Below are 19,539 nucleotides of genomic sequence, written 5' to 3'. Positions count from 1 at the left end.
TAAAAAAATGGACGTTACAATGAAAGGCATCACAAAAAGTTTCGGTACAAACTCTGTTCTTAAAGGCGTTGATATTGAATTAAAAGGAGGTAAAATCCATGCACTGATGGGAGAAAATGGTGCTGGGAAATCAACGTTAATGAATATTCTAACCGGTATGCACAAATACGATACGGGTGAAATCATGATTGATAAAAAAGAAACCGTCTATGAAAATCCTAAAGAAGCGGAAGAGCATGGCGTGAGCTTCATTCATCAAGAAATGAATACGTGGCCTCAAATGACCGTTGTAGAAAACCTATTTATTGGAAAAGAGCTAAAAAATAAGTTTGGTTGGTTGAATAAAAAAGACATGGAAAAAAGAGCAAAAGCTATTTTTGATGATTTAGGTATTGCAATCGATTTAAACTTAGAAGTGAGCCAACTATCCGTTGGTCAGCAACAAATGATAGAAATTGCAAAAGCTCTTATGACTAATGCAAAAGTCTTGATTATGGATGAACCAACTGCTGCGTTAACAGAAAGAGAAATTGAAGTGTTATTTAAAATCATTCTGAATTTAAAAGAAAAAGGCGTAGCTATTATTTATATCTCTCATAGAATGGAAGAAATATTCAAAATTAGTGACTCAATTACGGTTATGCGTGATGGCGTCTCTATTAATACAACAAAAACAAGTGAAACAAATGTAGATGAAGTCGTACGTAAAATGGTTGGACGTGATTTAGATGATTATTACCCTGAAAAAAAATCAGAAATAGGTGAAATTGTTTTTGAAGGACGTCACCTAACTAAAAAAGGGGTATTTGAAAATGTTTCTTTTAACGTAAGACAAGGTGAAATTGTTGGTTTTTCTGGATTAATGGGATCAGGTCGGACGGAAATGATGCGAGCAATCTTTGGTATTGATAGCTTAGATCAAGGAGAAGTCTATTTAGAAAATAACTTACTCAAGATTAAAACACCAAACGATGCAATCCATCAAGGAATTGGGTTTTTAACAGAAAATCGAAAAGATGAAGGCTTAATTTTAGATTATTCGATTAAGGAAAATATTTCACTACCCTCAATAGATGGGTTTAAAAAGAGAGGTTTGATTGACGAGGTTGCTGAAAAAGACTTTGTTGAATTATTAATGAAACGATTAAGCGTAAAAGCTCAATCTGCGGAATTAGCTGTTTCAAATTTATCTGGTGGGAATCAACAAAAAGTTGTTCTTGCAAAATGGATTGGGATAGGTTCAAAAGTTCTCATCTTAGATGAGCCAACTAGGGGAGTCGATGTTGGTGCAAAACGAGAAATTTATCAATTAATGAATGAACTAACCGATCGTGGTGTAGCGATTATCATGGTTTCAAGTGACTTGCCTGAAGTACTAGGGGTTAGCGATCGAATTATCGTTGTTCATGAAGGTACAATCGCTGGTGAGTTGGATAGAATCGAAGCAACAGAAGAAAAAATTATGAGTCTTGCTACTGGGGGATATTGATATGAGTTCAGATACAAAACAATTAAAATTAGCCGAACAAAAAAATTCAAGAAAAGAATTGATTGGAAAACTAGGACCGCTATTAGCACTAATTGTGTTGGTCATCTTTGTAACCATTCTTAATCCAGGATTCGTAGCGCCAAATAACTTATTAAATTTATTAAGACAAGTTTCAACGAATGCCTTAATTGCTTTTGGAATGACGTTTGTCATCTTAACTGGTGGAATAGATTTATCCGTTGGTTCAACGTTAGCTTTAAGTAGTGCGTTAATGGCCGGTGGAATTGTAGCCGGGTTAGATCCATTAGTAGCGATGGTTCTAGCTATTATTGCTGGTGGACTATTAGGAGGATTTAATGGATTATTAATCACAAAAGGAAAAATGGCACCTTTTATTGCAACTCTAGCAACGATGACTATTTTTAGAGGAGCAACGTTAGTTTTTACTAACGGAAATCCAATTACTGGTATTGGAGATAGCTTTATCTTTAAATTTATTGGACGTGGTTATTTGTTCGGTATTCCTTTCCCAGTTGTAGTGATGTTGCTTTGCTTTGCAGTATTGTTTGTTTTGTTACACAAAATGACGTTTGGTCGAAAAGTTTTTGCTATTGGCGGCAATGAAAAAGCTGCTTTTATCGCTGGTATCAAAAGCGATCGTATTAAAATAGCTATTTATGCTATTTCCGGAATGATGGCCTCTGTAGCCGGTATCATCATTACGTCAAGATTGAATTCAGCTCAACCAACTGCTGGACAATCTTATGAAATGGACGCGATTGCTTCTGTTGTATTAGGCGGAACAAGCCTTTCAGGCGGACGCGGTAGACTTGTTGGAACCTTAATTGGTGCGCTAATTATGGGGACATTGAATAATGGGTTAAACTTGCTAGGAGTATCTAGCTTTTACCAACAAATCGTGAAAGGGATCGTTATCATTATTGCGGTATTATTGGATAGAAAAAAATAAAAAGACTATAGGAGGAAAAGAAGATGAAAAAACTTATCGGTTTTGCAGCAGCAGCAGTATTATTTTTAGGTGGATGTGGCAGTGCTACTTTAGAAGGAGACAACAAGGATTCAGGTGCTGTTGAAGAAAAAGAAGCTAAAGATTTAGTGATTGGTGTGTCTTTATCAACGTTAAATAACCCTTTCTTTATTTCAGTAAAAGATGGAATTGTTGATTTAGCTGAAGAAAAAGGATCAGAAGTAAAAGTATTGGATGCTCAAGATGATACATCTAAACAAAGCAATGACATTGATGATTTGATTCAACAAGGAGTCGATATTTTATTGATAAACCCTGTTGACTCATCTGCTATTTCACCATCTGTTGAAGCTGCAAATGGCGCTGGTATTCCAGTTATCACAATTGACCGTTCAAGTGAAGGCGGAGAAGTTATCACATTAGTTGCTTCAGATAACGTAGAAGGCGGAAAAATTGCTGCTCAATACATTGAAGAAATTTCTGGTAAACAAGCAAAAGTTGCTGAGCTTGAAGGAATCCCAGGCGCTTCTGCTACAAACGAACGAGGCCAAGGATTTGACGATTATGCTAAAGATACATTAGACGTTGTTGACAAGCAAACAGCTAGCTTTGACCGTGCTAAAGGGTTAACAGTTATGGAAAATATGCTTCAAGCAAATCCTGAAATTCAAGCTGTTTTTGCTCAAAATGACGAAATGGCATTAGGCGCAATTCAAGCCATCCAAGCAGCTGGTAAAACAGGCGAAATTCAAGTTGTTGGTTTTGATGGAACAGATGATGGTTTAGCAGCAATCGAAGCTGGAACACTAAGTGCAACAGTAGCACAACAACCAGCTGAAATGGGTAAATTAGCTATGCAAGCAGCTTTTGATCACTTTGCTGGTAAAGACGTTGAGAAATCTATTCCTTCACCATTAGAATTAATTAAAAGTGACAAATAAGAGATAACCTTTAATAATAAAAATAAAATACAGCATAAGCCATTGTCGCTTATGCTGTATTTTTGCGTTTAATACTTAAGTCAAGTCACTACTAGTCATAAATCAATTAGAAAAGCTTGGAAAAGAAAGAATGATGTGTCGCTAGCTTTTTGAAAGCGAATCAGCTATTTGCTTTGCTCTTTCTATAGGCAGAAGGAGTCATATTAGTCATACGCCTAAAGGATTGTGAGAAAAAAGATTGAGAAGAAAAACCTGCAATGGTAGAAATATCGGAGATAGGGTAACTGGTTGTTTTTAATAACATCTTACTTTCCTTGATGCGGATGCTAATAAGGTATTCAATAGGAGAAATTCCTATGATTGACTTAAAAGAATGAGCTAAATAATATTTATTAATGTGGCTCATTCTTGCTAAACTATCTAAATTTATTTCCTCTCTAAAAGAGTTTTCTATATATTTTTTAATTTCCGCAATATCTTTACTTAATTTTTGGTTTTCAGTCTTTTCAACCTTTAACGTATTTCTACGTAAGACTTTGATTAATAAAATGTCCAACAGACTTTGAGCGATAACCGCATAATTTTTTTTCTGATTCTGGACTTCTTCTACTAGTTTTTTTAAATAAAATAAATATTCGCCATCTGTATCTTTGTATCTATAATAAGGAATAGGTGTATCTTGGTCAGTAGAAAGCGAGAAAAAAACTCCTTGAATACCTAGAGCGATGTATTCAAGAGGGTCGTCTATTGAAGATTTTTCGGTGTGTTCAACATAAGAATTGATGATAATGAGATCCTTTGCACGAACAGTTATTTCTTTGTCCAAGATAAAGACCGAACCCTTTCCTCTAGTGATATACAATAATTCTGTAAAGTGATGTGAATGGTTTAAGCTATGCCAATCATTTTCATACATCGATTTTGTAACATAAAGTAAAGGCGTTGATAAATCATACTGGTGACTATAAGGCATTTCATAAACAATATTAGACACGTTGAGGCCTCCATTCAAATAAGAATCCTGTATTTAGTATAAAGTTTTTAGTCAATGATTTCAATTAAAACAAGAAACATAAAAAATACAGCAAGATATCGATTGTGAAAGCGTTTTTTCAACCGTATAATTTAGAGGTAAAGAAGATAAGAGGGGGATTTATGATGAATAAGAAATTTTTATTGGCAAGTTCGGTCGCTTTATTTTCAGTAGCTTTATTGGCTTGTGGCAACGATGATACAAATAAAGAAGAAGCAGCGGGTGGCGATAGTGAAGGGAAATCTACTCTACACATAGCTGCACTTGAATCAGCTTATGGTTCAGAAATGTGGGACAATATTGTTGCATCATACGAAAAAGCTAATCCAGATGTAGACGTAGAATTAACTGTTGACAAAAATTTAGAAGAAGTCATTAGTCCAAATATGAAAGCAGGAAAATACCCTGATGTTGTTTTACTTGGAACGGGTCGTAAATTAGCTCTTCCAGAAACAATGATTAAAGACAATGCTTTAGAAGAATTAACAGATGTATTAGATATGGATGTTTATGGTGAGGAAGTAAAAGTAAGCGAAAAATTAGTACCAGGATTTACGGATACATTAGTAACAAATCCATACAATGATGGAAAAACGTATCTTGCACCAATGTTTTATAGTCCAACAGGTTTATTTTTCAATCAAAACTTACTAGCTGAAAAAGGTTGGGATGTTCCAGAAACATGGGATGAGATGTGGGAATTAGGCGATAAAGCTAAAGCAGAAGGAATTTCATTATTCACTTATCCTCATGCAGGTTACTTTGATGCATTCTTCTATTCATTATTATTTGAAGTTGGCGGATCTGATTTTTATAACCGTGCAATGAGTTATGAAGATGGCATCTGGGAAACACCAGAAGCAACGAAAGCCTTTGAAATCGTTGGTAAATTAGCACAATACACAGAGCCAACAACTGTCGCAAACGGAAATGACCGTGACTTCACTAAAAACCAACAGTTGATTCTTGATGACAAAGCACTCTTCATGCCTAATGGAACTTGGGTAGTAGGCGAGATGGCAGAAGCTCCAAGATCAGACGGATTCGAATGGGGAATGACAGCATTACCAGCTATTGAAGAAGGCGGAGATCGCTATGCCTTTACATTCTTTGAACAATTATGGGTTCCAGAAGCAGCTGAAAATAAAGATGCAGCTAAAGAATTTATCACGTACGTTTACTCTGACGAAGCAGCAACTATTTTTGCTGAAGCAGGAGCTGTACAGCCTATTGAAGGAATCTCTGATAAATTATCAGGCGACAACCAATTATTCTATAGTATCTATGATACTGGTGCAAAAGCTGGTATGGGTGGATTTGCTGCAACAGATGCTGTTGAAGGTGTCAGCATGGCAGATGAGTTATTCGCAACAGTAGATAGTGTTGTTACTGGCGATAAAACAGTCGAAGAATGGCAAGCAGGAGTCGAAAAAGCTAGTGACCAATTAAGACCAGCTTTGAAATAAAAATAAATTAAATTTCACGAAGTTTGAACGGTGAGGTTAATTCCCTCATCGTTCTATTTATTAAATTGAGGTGAAGAGAATGAACAAGAAAAAAGAAAAGAATTTTTTTATTATAGTTAGTATCCTTCCAGCACTAATTTTGTTAGCGACATTCATTTTACTGCCAACCGTTGAAGTATTCAGGATGTCAATGTACAAGTGGGGCGGATTTTCAAACAACCAAGAATTTGTCGGTTTAGCTAATTTTAAAATATTATGGAATGACATGAATTTCTTTAGAGCTTTCCAAAATAGTATCTTATTAATTGTGGTTGTAACGTTAATTACAATGGTTTTTGCTATTTTATACGCAACGTTACTTTCTAGAGAAAAAGTTAAAGGCGATAATTTATTCCGTATTATTTTCTACATACCCAATATTTTATCAGTCGTTGTTATCTCTGGTATCTTTTCAGCTATTTACGATCCAAATACAGGACTATTGAATAATTTCTTTTCAGCTTTGAAGCTAGAAAATTTACAACAACTTTGGTTAGGCGATCAAAAAATTGTCATTTATAGTATCGCTGGAGCATTAGTCTGGCAAGCGATTGGGTATTACATGGTCATGTACATGTCTAGTATGGCAAGCATTCCAGAAAGTTATTACGAAGCGTCAGCTTTAGAAGGTGCCGGTCGTTTTGTGCAGTTTTTCAATATTACTTTACCGTTAATCTGGAACAATATTCGTACAACGTTAACATTCTTTATTATTAGTACAATTAATTTAAGTTTCCTTTTGGTACAAGCGATGACAGGTGGCGGACCAGATGGATCAACTGAAGTATTTTTGAGCTATATGTATAAACAAGCGTATACGAATTCATCATATGGCTATGGTATGGCAATTGGAGTGGTGATTTTCTTATTCTCATTCGCTTTAGCAGCTATTATTAGTCACATTACTAAACGCGAAGTACTTGAGTACTAAGGAGGACTACATTAAAATGAAAAAGATAAAAAATATGAGTGTCGATAAGCTTTATCGTTTATTTATTTATATGGCTTTGATCACTTTAGCGGTTACGATTTTCGTTCCTGTAGCCTGGGTCTTCTTAGCCTCAATCAAAGAAAATGCTGAATTTTACAATAATCCATGGGCAATGCCCAAAGGGTTTTATTTCCAAAACTTCATTGATGCTTTCCAAAAAGCAAGTATGGGAACGTACTTATTGAATTCCTTTATGGTAACAGCACTTTCATTAGTTATTTTACTGATTGTTGCTTTACCAGCAGCCTACGTTTTAGCACGCTATACCTTTAAAGGCAGCAAATTAATGAATACCTTTTTCAAAGCAGGATTATTTATCAACGTAAACTACATTGTTGTGCCTATTTTCTTGATGTTGCTAAAAGGCGATACGTTCCTTCGAACCTATTTTGGTGAAGGATTCTTATTGGATAACTTGTTTGTGCTTTCAATTGTCTATGCTGCAACAGCCCTACCGTTTACAATTTATCTGTTATCGAGTTATTTCCAAACGTTACCGACAACATTTGAAGAAGCGGCTTTTATTGATGGAGCAGGCTATTTCAAAACAATGATTCAAATTATGATACCAATGGCACGTCCAAGTATTATTACCATTATTTTATTCAACTTTTTAACGTTCTGGAACGAATACATTATCGCTTTAACGTTGATTCCAGGGAAAAACAAAACTTTACCAGTAGGACTAATGAATTTAATGGCTGCTCAAAAATCAGCTGCTAACTACGGTCAGATGTATGCTGGTATGGTTATTGTTATGCTTCCGACGTTGATTTTATATGTGTTAGTACAAAAGAAATTGACTCAAGGGATGAGCCTTGGAGGATTAAAAGACTAGAAAGAGGTTAATCAAATGAAGAAAAGCACTGGAAGAGTGACGTTACCTAGTGAACAAAATTTTTTAGCTGAAACAAAAGAAATGATGGAGCGTTGGGGTGCTGACGCAATACGAGATAGTGATGGAACAAAATTAGATGACGAAATCAAAGAGTTGGACGCAAAAATTTATACAACTTATTTCGTTGCTCGCGCTCACAATGAGTTTGCAGAAAAACACCTAGAAGAATGCCAACAAATTTACTTAATGAGTTTATTTCAGACAGCACTTTCAGAAAAGATCAGTATTTCATTTATGGATGGCTACTTTGCGGAGCAATTAAGACCTGATTTTATTCATGACCCTAAAAAATATTGGGAAGTTATTGACCGTACAACAGGAGAGATTGTTGATCCAGCAAATTGGGAAGCGAATGAAACAGACGAAACGGTTACGATTTTGACTGCTATTCCATTTCATGAGTACACCGTTTCATTCTTAGTTTACGCGATATGGGATCCAACCCAAATGTATAACCACATCACCAATGATTGGGGCGATAAACCCCACGATATTCCTTTTGATGTTAGACAACCTTATTCGAACGAATTTATGAAAAAATATTTAAAACAGTGGTTAATCGATAATCCTGCAACAGATATTGTGCGATTTACGACTTTCTTCTACCATTTTACACTTGTGTTTAATCAGTTAGGTAAAGAGAAATTTGTTGACTGGTTTGGCTATGGAGCAAGTGTTTCAGTAGCTGCACTAGATGCTTTCGAGCTAGAAAAAGGGTACCGCTTAAGACCAGAAGACATCGTTGATTGTGGGTATTACAATACGGCTTTTCGTATTCCAACAAAAACGTATTTAGACTATATGGATTTCATTCACTATTTTGTTGCTAAAGAAGCCAAAGAACTCGTTGATATTGTTCACGAAAGTGGCAAAGAAGCCATGATGTTCTTAGGTGACAACTGGATTGGCACAGAACCTTATGGCAAGCACTTTGAAATGATTGGCTTGGATGCAGTTGTTGGAAGCGTCGGTGGCGGAGCAACATTGCGTATGATTGCTGATATTCCACACGTTAACTACACAGAAGGTCGTTTTTTACCTTACTTTTTCCCGGATACATTTTTTGAAGGCAATGATCCTGTTATCGAAGCAAATGAAAATTGGCTAACAGCACGTAGAGCGATGTTGCGTAGCCCAGTTGATCGTATTGGTTATGGTGGGTATTTGAGTTTAGCCTATAAATTCCCTGGTTTTGTTGATTACATTGCTGACATCACAGATGAGTTCCGTGAAATCTATGATACAATTAAAGATGTTAAACCATACACAGGTGTTAAAGTAGCTATTTTAAACTCATGGGGCAAACTACGAACATGGCAAACACATATGGTTGCTCATGCTTTATGGTACAAACAAATTTATTCTTATTTGGGTGTGATTGAATCATTAAGCGGAGCAGCAGTCGACGTTGTCTTTGTTAGTTTTGAAGATATTGTTAAAAATGGTGTAGACAAAGATATTGATGTTATTATTAATGCTGGAGATGAAGGAACTGCCTTTTCAGGAGGCAAAGAATGGATGAATGAAACACTCATTACAACGATTAGACAATGGATTCACGAAGGTGGCGGCTTTGTTGGTATTGGAGAACCGTCTGCTCATCAGCATGAAGGGCATTATTTCCAACTGGCAACGGCACTTGGCGTTGATAAAGAACTAGGATTTAGTTTATCAACGGATAAATACTTTACTACGGCTTTAGAAAAGCATTTTATTTCAGCAGATGCAACAAGCTTTGATTTTGGCGAAACGATGAAAAATGTTTATGCTTTATCAGAAACTACTGAAATTATTGAATACTCTGATGGAGAAGTCCACCTGTCAAGTAACAATTTTGGTAAAGGGCGGGCTGTTTATATGGCAGGACTACCTTATAGCCAAGAGAATACACGGCTGTTAATGCGGGCGTTATTCTATGCAGCCAATAAAGAAAATGAGTTTACTAAGTGGCATGCAAGCAACATTCAATGTGAAGTTCATGCTTATCCGTCTATTAAAAAAATGGCGATTGTAAACAATTCAATGGTGGAGCAACAAACAACTGTTTATGACGGAAGAGGACAGGCTTCGCAAGTAACATTAGCACCTAGCGAGATTCGGTGGGAGGAATACACATGAAACAGCGTACGTGGATAATCATTAAGCTCATTATTTTTGTCATTAGTTTAGCACTAGTTATTATTGGACAAAGAAATACGGGTAAAATCGAATTGGGTATCATGCTCGTTGGTTTAACTGGATTACTAGGTCTATTGTACAATTATAATCAAAAATACGTTTAAAAGAGTTGAAGACTTTATTGAAGCAATTTTCTTGCTTTGATAAAGTTTTCGTTTTTACTAGATAAGAAAAAGGGAGTGTACAAATGAAAAAAGCTATTGCTTTAGATATTGGTGGCACAAAAATTGCGGCCGCACTAGTGACAGAAGCAGGTGAATGGCATCATCGAATCGAAGTGAAAAGTGATGTAACCAATTGCGAAACGCTTTTTGAGCAAGTGGTTCAATTAGTAAATCAGGTACTATCTGATTCAGCTACTTCTTTAAATGAAATAACAGGTATAGGAGTAGGTGTTCCGGGTAAAGTAGATAGAATCAACGGAATAGCCGTATTTCAAAATAATATTCCTTGGAAAGATTTTCCAGTTGTCAGTCGACTAAAAGAACGATTTGATGTGGAAACAATCGTGATTGATAATGACGTTTACATGGCTGCTTATGCAGAATGGAAAATGGCACAAATGAGTCAAGAAGAAACTTTTGTCTACATGACGATTAGTACAGGCGTTTCTTGTACGACAATCCATAATGGTGAATTTCTCAGAGGAGCAGGTTTTGCTGGAGAATTGGGCTTAATTCCTGTCCTGCCAGAGTCCAATGGTTCAAAAAATCAACGCTTAGAACAAGTTGGATCTGGGCCAGCAATTCAACGTCTAGCAGAAAAAAAATTAGGGTTAAAAGAAATAACGACTAAAGAGGTTTTTGAACAGTATTCTAAAGGTGTTGAAGGCTATCAAGCAATTATTGAAGAGGTTGCTGATAATCTAGCACAAGGCATTTATGCGGTAACTAGCCTAATTGATCCACAGAAAATTGTTTTTGGTGGCAGCGTAATTGTTCATAATCCTTTTTTACTGACAAGTATAAAAGAAAAGTTGAACCATTATTTGATTGAAGAACAAAAATCTTTTTTAGAACGGTTATTTATTAGTCAACTAGCACAGGATAATGGAATTTTAGGTGCTGGTTTAAGTGTCTTTAAATAAATAAATAAGTATGTTTACCTTATTAGTCGACAACTATAAGGTAAACATACTTTTTTTTTGAAAAAGATAGCGTTTTCTATTGACAGTCTGACTGATTTGATTTATATTTAACTCAGCTGGTAGTTACCAGTAGTTACCAGTTGAGTTGGAGGGACACGAATGATTGAGAAAAATAGCGCAACGCCTTTATATGTCCAACTTGTAGATATTCTAATTGCTAATATTACTAAAAAAATGCAACCAAATGACAAAATGATGTCAGAAAGAGATATTTGTCAATTGTACGATGTGAGTCGGACAACGGTTCGTTTAGCTTTAGCAGAATTAGAAAATTCAGGGTACATTTACAAAAGACATGGGCGAGGAACATTTGTATCTGGGGCGTTAAAAGAACGAAAAAATTTAATGGATAATTATAGTTTTACAGATCACATGCGTCAACTAGGAAAAGAGCCAAAAACAATTGTTGTGACGTTTGAATTAGATGCTGTTAATCCGATACTTGCCAAACAAATGGGATTAAAAGAAGGAGAAGAAATTTATCGATTAGAGCGAATTCGTTTAGCAAATACAGAACCGATGATGTTTGAAATCAGTTATATACCTGCTTATTTATTTCCCAATTTAACTAAAGAAAAATTATCTACCCGGCCTTTATATGAAATTTTTAAAGAAGATTACAATCAAACAGTTAAAATTGCTGATGAAGAATTCTCGGCTAGCCTTGTCACAGACGAGGAAGCAGAGATGCTAGAAGTTTCTTTCTTTTCATCGTGTTTAAGGATTCAACGAACGTCTTACAATAAACAAAATATTGTTATTGAGTATACAAGTAGTGTGGCAAGAAGTGATCAATTTGTCTATAACGTTCGACATTCTAAATAAAAGAAAGAAGGAATAAAATGATTGGAATTGTTTTAAGTGGTCACGGAGAATTTGCAAGCGGATTAAATTCATCTATCCAACTCATTGCCGGAAAACAAGAAGGCTTTCAAGTGGTTGATTTTTCAGAAGGAATGGGTTCAGAGGATTTACAAGAATCACTGAGAATAGCTGTTGAATCAGTTGAGCAAGGTCAAGGAACGGTTATTTTTACCGATATTCCTGGTGGAACACCGTTCAATCAATCGGTTATTCTTTCTACAAAAAAAGAAAAACTAAGAGTCGTTTCAGGAACGAATTTACCGGCTTTGTTAGACGGTAGTTTTAGTCGAGAGTTAAGTTTAGAAGAGTTTGTTTCCAAAGTTTTAGTGTCGGGTAAAGAGGGTTTACAAGAATTTATCCAAAAGAAAAAAAATAGCGTCGATTCAGAAATGGAAGACGGAATATAAAGAGGAGTGTTTAAACTTGTTCACATTAAATGAAGAAGAATTAGAAAATTTAGGTGCAACAATTACGACAAGAGAGATTGCACAACAACCTGACTTATGGGAAGAAGCTTACACAGCTTATACAGAAAGAAAAAAAGATATAGAAGAGTTCTTCGAGAAGTTAACAACAAAACATGATACTATGCGCGTTATTTTTACAGGAGCAGGTACTTCTGCTTATGTGGGAGAAACGATTACACCTTATTTAAAAGGCAAAGTTGACGAAAAACAATGGGATTTAGCTGCCATACCTACAACAACACTGGTTTCTAATCCTTATCAATTTTTGAAATCAGATGTACCAACGTTATTGGTTTCATTTGCAAGAAGTGGGAACAGCCCAGAAAGTGTAGCTAGTGTCGAGTTAGGCGAACAAATAGTAAAAGATTTCTATCAACTAACCATCACTTGTGCCAAAGAAGGCGAATTAGCAAAACGAGCAAAGGGCGATAAAAATAATTTATTGTTACTGATGCCTGAACGCTCAAATGACCAAGGTTTTGCTATGACAGGAAGCTTTTCATGTATGACACTAACGGCCTTATTGGTTTTTGATACAGCAAAAGAAGACGAAAAAGCAGCTTATGTTAAGACGATTCGTCAAATGGGTTCATCAGTTGTTGAAAGAGTATCAGAAATTCAAGAAGTGATTGACGGCGATTTTGACCGTATTATTTATTTAGGCTCAGGAAGTCTCGAAGGTTTAACAAGAGAAGCGCAATTAAAAGTACTTGAGTTAACAGCAGGAAAAGTTGTGACAGCTTTTGATTCATCATTAGGATTTAGACATGGACCAAAATCATTTGTAAATGAAAAAGCACTGGTTTTTGTATTTGTTTCCAATCAAGCTTACACACGTAAATATGATTTAGATATTTTAAAAGAATTAAAATTAGATGGTATTGCTCAATCAGTTATTGCAATTGAAACAACAGGAGAACAAAACTTTGATGGTGCTGCATTCTCATTTGGTAAAGAAGGCAAAGATGTACCAGACGCATACCTAGCTCTACCATATGTGATCTATGGTCAAACTGTTTCACTGCTTTCCTCTATCAAAGTAGGAAATAAACCAGATACACCATCACCAACTGGAACGGTTAACCGCATTGTTAAAGGTGTAACGATTTACGATTATAGCGAATAAAAACCAACACTAATAGGAGGAATGATCTATGGGAACACCGAATATTTTATTAACACGAATTGATAACCGTTTAATACATGGTCAAGTCGGAATGACTTGGACCAATACCCTAGGGGCAAATTTAGTCATTGTGGCTAACGATGAAGTAGCGACAGACGAGGTCCAACAAAACTTAATGGACATGGTCTTACCAGAAACAGCTCAAAGCCGTTTCTTTACTATTGAAAAAACCATTCGCATCATTGATAAAGCTGCACCTCACCAAAAGATTTTACTTGTTGTGCGGACACCCGAAGATGCATTGAGACTTGTCGAAGGAGGAGTACCATTAAAAGAAATCAATATTGGCAATCTACATTTTTCTGAAGGAAAGAAACAAATATCTCCAGTTGTATCTGTCGATGAAAGTGATATTGCTATATTTAAAAAACTTACTGCTTTAGGAGTTAAGCTAGAAGTAAAAGGCATACCCAATGAACGTGGTTTCGATTTAATGACAAAAATCTAACTAGCAAAAAGATAAGGGAGGAAACAACATGTTTATTCAAGCATTACTGATTGGCCTATGGGCTGGAATTGCCGGAATTGACCAATTTAACGGCTTAACACATATACACAGACCCATTGTTACAGGGGCAGTTGTAGGACTTATATTAGGAGATTTCACAACCGGTTTAATCGCGGGTGCAACATTAGAACTTGTTTGGGCAGGAATGGTGCCACTTGCTGGTGCTCAACCACCAAACGTTGTAATTGGTGGAATTATTGGTACAGCTTTCGCTATCTTATCGGGTCAAGCACCAGAAGTAGCTGTCGGAATTGCGGTTCCTTTCGCAGTTGCAGGACAAGCTCTTATTACATTATTATTTACAGCTTATTCTCCAATTATGCACAAAATGGATACGTACGCTATGGAAGGCAATACAAAAGCCATTGATCGTTTGAATTACATGGGACCTTTATTCTTATTCATTTTCTTCTTTACTATTTCATTCTTGCCTATTTATTTCGGAGCAGAACAAGCAGCAGGAATCGTTGGACTATTGCCAGCTTGGTTAATCAGTGGTTTAGGTGTTGCAGGTGGTATCATGCCAGCAGTTGGTTTTGCAATGTTGCTTAAAATTATGTTCAAATGGTCTTATGCTCCATTCTTCGCAATGGGATTTGTCGCAGCAGCCTATTTAAACTTACCAATTCTAGCTGTAGCTATTCTAGCAGTTGCAATTGCTGGATACGACTACATGTCCCAAGGAAACACTCCAAAGGCTACGCCTGTTGTAGCTAGTGGTATTGACGAAGAGGAGGACTACAGTGATGGCATCTAAAGAGACAACGACAACAGTAAACAAAGAAGATTTTATTAAAAATACGTACAATGATCCGACAATTGAAAAAGTGATTACTAAAAAAGATTTGAATAAAATGGTTTGGCGTTCTCTACTTTTACAAGCTTCGTTTAACTATGAAAGAATGCAAGGTGGTGGTTGGACTTTTGGTTTGATACCTGGCTTGAAAAAAATCCACAAAGATGAGGGTGACCTTTCAGTTGCTTTGTTAGACCATATGCAGTTCTTTAATACGCACCCATTCTTAGTAACATTTGTTCAAGGAATTATCATCGCAATGGAAGAAAACAAAGAAGACAGAGCAACGATTCGTGGTATCAAAGTTGCTTTAATGGGACCCTTAGGTGGTATTGGCGATGCGATGTTCTGGCTCACACTTTTACCGATTGCAGGTGGAATAGGGGCTTCACTTTCTTCACAAGGAAACGTCGCTGGACCAATTATTTTCTTAATTGCATTTAATATTGTTCACTTTGGCTTAAGATTCTTCTTAATGCACTATGGTTACAATACAGGTACAAAAGCTATTTCTTCACTAAAAGAAGGCACAAAGAAAATCTCTCGTGCAGCTTCTATTGTTGGTTTGGCTGTTGTTGGTGCTCTAGTTGCTTCTTATGTTAACTTTAAACTAGGCTTAGTTATTCAAGCTGGTGAGATTCCAGTTAATATTCAAGAAGGTGTTATTGACCAAATCATGCCTAAATTACTTCCATTAGCGTATACATTCTTTTGTTATTGGTTATTGAAAAAAGGAAAATCTCCTTTAACATTAATCGGAATGACTGTTCTAATTGGTTTGCTTGGTAGTTTAGTAGGATTATTCTAAAGACTTATTGGGGGAATTTATTCCCCTTTTTGTGTTACAGTTGTAGTATGAATAAAAATTAGAGGTGGAAAAAGTGATGTCAAAATATATTTTTGCAGAACAATTTTTTCTCGAAAATAACGTTACAGGACCAGGTTATTTAGAAATAATAGAAGGAAAATTTGGGGATTTTTATAAAGAAAAACCAAACACGAGTAAGGAGATACTCGATTATACGGGTTATAGCATTGCTCCCGGTCTAGTAGATACGCATATTCATGGGTTTAAAAACCATGATTTAATGGCAACAGATGCAGCAGGTCTGAATGTTATTTCAGAAGGCTTACTTTCTTGTGGGGTTACTTCTTTCTTAGCAACAACATTAACTTCTTCAACAGAAAAATTAGATCAGGTTGTTAAACTGGTTGGAGATAATTATAAACAGGTAACTGGCGCAAAAATAAAAGGGATTTTTTTAGAAGGTCCATTTTTTACTGAAAAGTATAAGGGTGCTCAAAATCCAAAATATTTTGGTGATCCAACGATTGAAAAATTAAAAAAATGGCAAGAGTTATCTAGTGGCACAATTAAAAAAATTGCGCTTGCACCAGAAAGAACAGGAGTAAGTGAGTTTATTGAGTATGCTGTTAAGGATCATATTGATGTAGCATTAGGACACAGTGATGCAACCTATGAAGAAGCGAAGTTAGCTGTTGAAAAAGGAGCATCCATTTTTGTTCATACCTACAATGGCATGCGTCCATTAAATCATCGTGAACCAGGCATGGTTGGAGCAGCAATGGATTTAAAAGGTGTTTTTGCTGAACTGATTTGTGATGGCCACCATGTTCATCCGGTAGCTGCTAATATCCTAATGAATGCTAGAGGCAGAAAAGAAACAGTTTTAATAACAGACTGCATGATGGCTGGTGGGATGCCTGAAGGACACTATGAGTTAGGTGAATTCCCTGTCGAAGTCAAAGATGGCGCAGCTCGTCTTGAAAGTGGTTCTTTAGCCGGTAGCGTATTAGAATTGAAAGATGCTGTGAAAAATGTTGTTGAATGGGGTATCGCTACTCCAGAAGAGGCGATTCAAATGGCAACAATAGTACCCGCTAAAAGTGTAGAAATAGCAGATGACTGTGGCAAGATAGCTCCTGGTTATGCAGCTGACTTTATTGTCTTAGATTCAAGTTTAACGTTGAAAGCGACTTTCTTAGATGGGAAATGTCGTTACCAAACCAAGTAGATAGGGGAGATTATATGTTAAAAGTATCATCAAATAAAATGGAAGCTTTAAAACGTTTATCAGACGAAAAGGGTGTTATTGGTGCTTTAGCTATTGATCAACGCGGCTCATTGAAAAAAATGATTGCTGCTGGTAGTACAACAGATGTAGGAGATGAAGGGATTGTTCGTTTTAAAGAATTGGTTTCTGAAGAATTAACTCCTTTTGCGACATCGATTTTATTAGATCCAGAGTACGGTTTGCCTGCAGCGAAAGTGCGCGACAAAGAAGCTGGTTTGTTAGTGGCTTATGAGAAAACAGGTTACGATGCAACTGAACCAGGTCGTTTACCTGATTTACTGCCAGAATGGTCAGTAAAAAGACTGAAAGCTGCTGGCGCAGATGCCATTAAATTCTTACTTTATTATGATATCGATGAAGATAGAAAAATAAACGAACAAAAGCATGTCTTCATGGAACGCGTAGGATCAGAGTGTTTAGCAGAAGATATTCCTTTCTTTTTAGAAATTGTCACTTATGATGCAACGAATGAGGATGTCAAGGGAGCAGCATTTGCTAAAGTGAAACCTCATAAAGTGATCGAAGCAATGAAAGAATTTTCTAAAGCTGATTATAAAGTCGATGTATTAAAAATGGAAGTTCCAGTAAATATGAACTTTGTTGAAGGTTTCGCTAAAGAAGAAACAGTCTACACAAAAGAAGAAGCAACTGCTTACTTCAAAGAACAAAGCCAAGCAACAGACTTGCCATTCATTTTCTTAAGTGCAGGAGTTTCGGCTAAGTTATTTCAAGATACATTAGTTTTTGCTAAAGAAGCTGGTTCGACTTTTAATGGTGTTTTATGCGGCCGTGCAACTTGGTCAGAAGGCGTAGAACCTTATGCAACAAAAGGAGAAGAAGTAGGCCGTGAGTGGTTAAAAACAACGGGTAAACAAAATATTGAAGAATTAAATGCTGTATTAAACACAACTGCATCTTCTTGGTATGATAAAGTATCTAACAAATAATAGTGTAAAAAAATCACTCTCACATCTTATGAGAGTGATTTTTTTTGAATGCTAGTAGCCGGTTTTTGTTAATCTGATGATATAGAAAATAAAAATGTAAAAAGAATCAAACTAAAGAGGTTAGTGCTATACTCTATTTAGTAAAAAACTATTTTTAGATGAATGAGTTCATTCAAGGAGGACAAAGATGGAGATAAAAAAGAATCAGTATCCGACAAATTGGGTTGGATTAAAATCAACACGTTTTAGCAGATACCGTTCATGGATTAACAATGAAAAACCAGGTATCTGCGGGACGTATGTTTGTGCAGTTCTATTGCATGACTTGTACCAAAACCGTTACGGAAAAGACTTATCTAAAAAGTTGTTAGTAGCAGGATTGAAATCAGTCGTTGATGAAACTTTTATGTACCGTGGGACATTTCCTTGGGACTTGAAACATGGTTTAGCTGTTGTTTTAAAAGGAAATCCTGATTACAAAGCAAAACTATCTTTTATTCCAGATAGAGTGGTAGTGGAACAGCTAAATAAACCAAATCCATTACCTATTACAGTTGGAACAACGAGAGTACTGGGAAGTCCATACCAAAATCATTGGGTATTGGTCTATGCATATGGATATAATCTAAAAGGAAAATTATTTTTTAAAGCCTATGATAACCATGGTAAAAATGCAGCGATTTTGCCAGCTTCTCAAACATTTGGGTGTGTTTGGTTAGAAGAAAATAAAAAAAAGTAAGCAAAAATGCTTACTTTTTTTATTTACACACTTATTTTATTTAAACGAACGTCACTCAAACGTTTTGTAACTAAGTCCATAATGATTTGTGCGTCAGCGGGATTTTCTAAATCATGGTTATCAATATCAATGATCAGTGTTTCACTCTTATCATAAGAATCAAACCAATTATCGTATTGACTATGAAGATGCGTATAATAATCTAGTAAGCTTTGGTTGCCATCGATTTGTTCGAAAGAACGCCCTCTTTTTTCAATACGGCTTAAAACAGTGTCTAATGAACCACGAAGATAGATTAATAAATCAGGTGACTTCTTTTTCATGACATCTAATTCTTCCATCATATTATCTAATAAATCTAGATAAGTGTCCATTTCAGCATCACTCATATTGCCTTCTTCGTAATTAATTTTTGTAAACAAGGCATCTTCATAAATTGAGCGATCTAATACGTTGTTCTCATGTAAAAATGCTGCCTTTATACTGCGAAAACGGGTATTTAAAAAATAAATTTGCAAAGAAAAAGCCCATCTTTTTGGATCCTCATAAAACTTTTCTAAGATACGGTTATCATCAACACTTTCATAAAAAGCATCGCTTCCTAATGTTTCAGATATTAATTTTGTGTACGTACTTTTACCAGCACCTATCATTCCTGCTAAAACAATCACTGCGTTATGTTCCCCTTTCAATTGACGGTCACTCTCCTATCAAAGACCGGTGTCGTCTTCGGTTAATTTGCACTTCTTAGTATAGCATAATTTGC

Annotated in this window: 20 protein-coding genes; 18 read left to right on the top strand and 2 right to left on the bottom strand. The window is 35.9% G+C overall.

Annotated elements, in window-relative coordinates; translation table 11 throughout:
• Positions 1-7 precede the first annotated feature (7 nt).
• From ACMHYH_RS06135 to ACMHYH_RS06125, 3 genes are read left to right on the top strand one after another with little or no spacing between them, the layout of a single operon-like run.
• Entirely contained in the window at positions 8-1,489 is a 1,482-nt protein-coding gene (locus ACMHYH_RS06135; protein ID WP_414838526.1) for a sugar ABC transporter ATP-binding protein, read from the top strand.
• Position 1,490: 1 nt separating this feature from the next.
• A complete protein-coding gene (locus ACMHYH_RS06130) occupies positions 1,491-2,459 on the top strand; it encodes an ABC transporter permease (protein ID WP_414838525.1) in 969 nt (322 codons plus the stop codon).
• Positions 2,460-2,482: 23 nt separating this feature from the next.
• The gene (locus ACMHYH_RS06125) at positions 2,483-3,418 is read left to right on the top strand and encodes a D-ribose ABC transporter substrate-binding protein (RefSeq protein WP_414838524.1); all 936 of its coding nucleotides are present in this window, start codon (positions 2,483-2,485) and stop codon (positions 3,416-3,418) included.
• A gap of 160 nt (positions 3,419-3,578) precedes the next feature.
• Here ACMHYH_RS06125 and ACMHYH_RS06120 read toward each other — a convergent pair whose 3' ends face one another.
• On the bottom strand, positions 3,579-4,412 hold the full coding sequence (locus ACMHYH_RS06120) for an AraC family transcriptional regulator (RefSeq protein ID WP_414838523.1): 834 nt from the start codon (positions 4,410-4,412) through the stop codon (positions 3,579-3,581).
• 164 nt (positions 4,413-4,576) lie between these two features.
• Between ACMHYH_RS06120 and ACMHYH_RS06115 the strand changes: the two genes are divergently transcribed.
• The 15 genes from ACMHYH_RS06115 (at position 4,577) to ACMHYH_RS06045 (ending at position 18,773) form a co-directional block, all read left to right on the top strand.
• A complete protein-coding gene (locus ACMHYH_RS06115) occupies positions 4,577-5,917 on the top strand; it encodes a carbohydrate ABC transporter substrate-binding protein (protein ID WP_414838522.1) in 1,341 nt (446 codons plus the stop codon).
• A gap of 79 nt (positions 5,918-5,996) precedes the next feature.
• Entirely contained in the window at positions 5,997-6,887 is an 891-nt protein-coding gene (locus ACMHYH_RS06110) for a carbohydrate ABC transporter permease (RefSeq protein ID WP_414838521.1), read from the top strand.
• Between the two features lie 16 nt (positions 6,888-6,903).
• Complete coding sequence (locus tag ACMHYH_RS06105) at positions 6,904-7,785, top strand: carbohydrate ABC transporter permease (protein WP_414838520.1); 882 nt, start codon at positions 6,904-6,906, stop codon at positions 7,783-7,785.
• Between the two features lie 15 nt (positions 7,786-7,800).
• Complete coding sequence (gnpA, locus tag ACMHYH_RS06100) at positions 7,801-9,963, top strand: 1,3-beta-galactosyl-N-acetylhexosamine phosphorylase (RefSeq protein WP_414838519.1); 2,163 nt, start codon at positions 7,801-7,803, stop codon at positions 9,961-9,963.
• Positions 9,960-10,127, top strand: coding sequence for a DUF6903 family protein (locus ACMHYH_RS06095; RefSeq protein WP_177173725.1), 168 nt, complete (start codon positions 9,960-9,962; stop codon positions 10,125-10,127). The genes gnpA and ACMHYH_RS06095 overlap by 4 nt, the downstream gene beginning before the upstream one ends.
• Positions 10,128-10,210: 83 nt before the next feature.
• On the top strand, positions 10,211-11,110 hold the full coding sequence (locus ACMHYH_RS06090; protein ID WP_414838518.1) for an ROK family protein: 900 nt from the start codon (positions 10,211-10,213) through the stop codon (positions 11,108-11,110).
• A gap of 159 nt (positions 11,111-11,269) precedes the next feature.
• A complete protein-coding gene (locus ACMHYH_RS06085) occupies positions 11,270-11,995 on the top strand; it encodes a GntR family transcriptional regulator (protein WP_414838517.1) in 726 nt (241 codons plus the stop codon).
• A gap of 17 nt (positions 11,996-12,012) precedes the next feature.
• Positions 12,013-12,441 carry a PTS galactosamine/N-acetylgalactosamine transporter subunit IIA gene (gene agaF / locus ACMHYH_RS06080; RefSeq protein ID WP_414838516.1) on the top strand — a complete coding sequence of 143 codons (429 nt, stop codon included), beginning with the start codon at positions 12,013-12,015 and terminating at the stop codon, positions 12,439-12,441.
• Between the two features lie 16 nt (positions 12,442-12,457).
• Entirely contained in the window at positions 12,458-13,627 is a 1,170-nt protein-coding gene (agaS, locus tag ACMHYH_RS06075) for a tagatose-6-phosphate ketose isomerase (protein ID WP_414838515.1), read from the top strand.
• A gap of 28 nt (positions 13,628-13,655) precedes the next feature.
• A complete protein-coding gene (agaV, locus tag ACMHYH_RS06070; RefSeq protein ID WP_414838514.1) occupies positions 13,656-14,135 on the top strand; it encodes a PTS N-acetylgalactosamine transporter subunit IIB in 480 nt (159 codons plus the stop codon).
• 28 nt (positions 14,136-14,163) lie between these two features.
• Positions 14,164-14,952, top strand: coding sequence for a PTS N-acetylgalactosamine transporter subunit IIC (gene agaW, locus ACMHYH_RS06065; protein WP_414838513.1), 789 nt, complete (start codon positions 14,164-14,166; stop codon positions 14,950-14,952).
• The gene (locus tag ACMHYH_RS06060) at positions 14,942-15,799 is read left to right on the top strand and encodes a PTS system mannose/fructose/sorbose family transporter subunit IID (protein WP_414838512.1); all 858 of its coding nucleotides are present in this window, start codon (positions 14,942-14,944) and stop codon (positions 15,797-15,799) included. Before agaW ends, ACMHYH_RS06060 begins: the two co-directional genes overlap by 11 nt.
• A 76-nt stretch (positions 15,800-15,875) precedes the next feature.
• Positions 15,876-17,027 (top strand): N-acetylglucosamine-6-phosphate deacetylase, encoded by a 1,152-nt coding sequence (gene nagA / locus ACMHYH_RS06055; RefSeq protein WP_414838511.1) that lies wholly within the window; start codon positions 15,876-15,878, stop codon positions 17,025-17,027.
• Between the two features lie 14 nt (positions 17,028-17,041).
• The gene (lacD, locus tag ACMHYH_RS06050) at positions 17,042-18,034 is read left to right on the top strand and encodes a tagatose-bisphosphate aldolase (RefSeq protein ID WP_414838510.1); all 993 of its coding nucleotides are present in this window, start codon (positions 17,042-17,044) and stop codon (positions 18,032-18,034) included.
• Positions 18,035-18,221: 187 nt separating this feature from the next.
• Positions 18,222-18,773, top strand: coding sequence for a dihydrolipoamide dehydrogenase (locus ACMHYH_RS06045; RefSeq protein ID WP_414838509.1), 552 nt, complete (start codon positions 18,222-18,224; stop codon positions 18,771-18,773).
• Between the two features lie 23 nt (positions 18,774-18,796).
• Here the strand turns inward: ACMHYH_RS06045 and ACMHYH_RS06040 are convergent, their stop codons facing one another.
• Positions 18,797-19,465, bottom strand: a complete 669-nt coding sequence (locus tag ACMHYH_RS06040; protein WP_414838508.1) for a deoxynucleoside kinase — start codon at positions 19,463-19,465, stop codon at positions 18,797-18,799.
• Positions 19,466-19,539: the final 74 nt, after the last annotated feature.

The organism is Carnobacterium sp. TMP28, from assembly GCF_047553015.1.
Lineage (GTDB): Bacteria > Bacillota > Bacilli > Lactobacillales > Carnobacteriaceae > Carnobacterium_A.
Note: the sequence above shows the minus strand (reverse complement) of the source record. Positions and strands in the feature narration are given on the sequence as shown.

Coding starts and splice junctions, on each gene's coding strand:
- ACMHYH_RS06110 (WP_414838521.1), top strand. CDS start 5,997: ATGAACAAGAAAAAAGAAAAGAATTTTTTTATTATAGTTAGTATCCTT.
- ACMHYH_RS06105 (WP_414838520.1), top strand. CDS start 6,904: ATGAAAAAGATAAAAAATATGAGTGTCGATAAGCTTTATCGTTTATTT.
- ACMHYH_RS06085 (WP_414838517.1), top strand. CDS start 11,270: ATGATTGAGAAAAATAGCGCAACGCCTTTATATGTCCAACTTGTAGAT.
- agaV (WP_414838514.1), top strand. CDS start 13,656: ATGGGAACACCGAATATTTTATTAACACGAATTGATAACCGTTTAATA.
- lacD (WP_414838510.1), top strand. CDS start 17,042: ATGTTAAAAGTATCATCAAATAAAATGGAAGCTTTAAAACGTTTATCA.
- gnpA (WP_414838519.1), top strand. CDS start 7,801: ATGAAGAAAAGCACTGGAAGAGTGACGTTACCTAGTGAACAAAATTTT.
- agaW (WP_414838513.1), top strand. CDS start 14,164: ATGTTTATTCAAGCATTACTGATTGGCCTATGGGCTGGAATTGCCGGA.
- ACMHYH_RS06130 (WP_414838525.1), top strand. CDS start 1,491: ATGAGTTCAGATACAAAACAATTAAAATTAGCCGAACAAAAAAATTCA.
- ACMHYH_RS06095 (WP_177173725.1), top strand. CDS start 9,960: ATGAAACAGCGTACGTGGATAATCATTAAGCTCATTATTTTTGTCATT.
- ACMHYH_RS06060 (WP_414838512.1), top strand. CDS start 14,942: ATGGCATCTAAAGAGACAACGACAACAGTAAACAAAGAAGATTTTATT.
- ACMHYH_RS06135 (WP_414838526.1), top strand. CDS start 8: ATGGACGTTACAATGAAAGGCATCACAAAAAGTTTCGGTACAAACTCT.
- agaF (WP_414838516.1), top strand. CDS start 12,013: ATGATTGGAATTGTTTTAAGTGGTCACGGAGAATTTGCAAGCGGATTA.
- ACMHYH_RS06125 (WP_414838524.1), top strand. CDS start 2,483: ATGAAAAAACTTATCGGTTTTGCAGCAGCAGCAGTATTATTTTTAGGT.
- nagA (WP_414838511.1), top strand. CDS start 15,876: ATGTCAAAATATATTTTTGCAGAACAATTTTTTCTCGAAAATAACGTT.
- ACMHYH_RS06045 (WP_414838509.1), top strand. CDS start 18,222: ATGGAGATAAAAAAGAATCAGTATCCGACAAATTGGGTTGGATTAAAA.
- ACMHYH_RS06115 (WP_414838522.1), top strand. CDS start 4,577: ATGAATAAGAAATTTTTATTGGCAAGTTCGGTCGCTTTATTTTCAGTA.
- ACMHYH_RS06090 (WP_414838518.1), top strand. CDS start 10,211: ATGAAAAAAGCTATTGCTTTAGATATTGGTGGCACAAAAATTGCGGCC.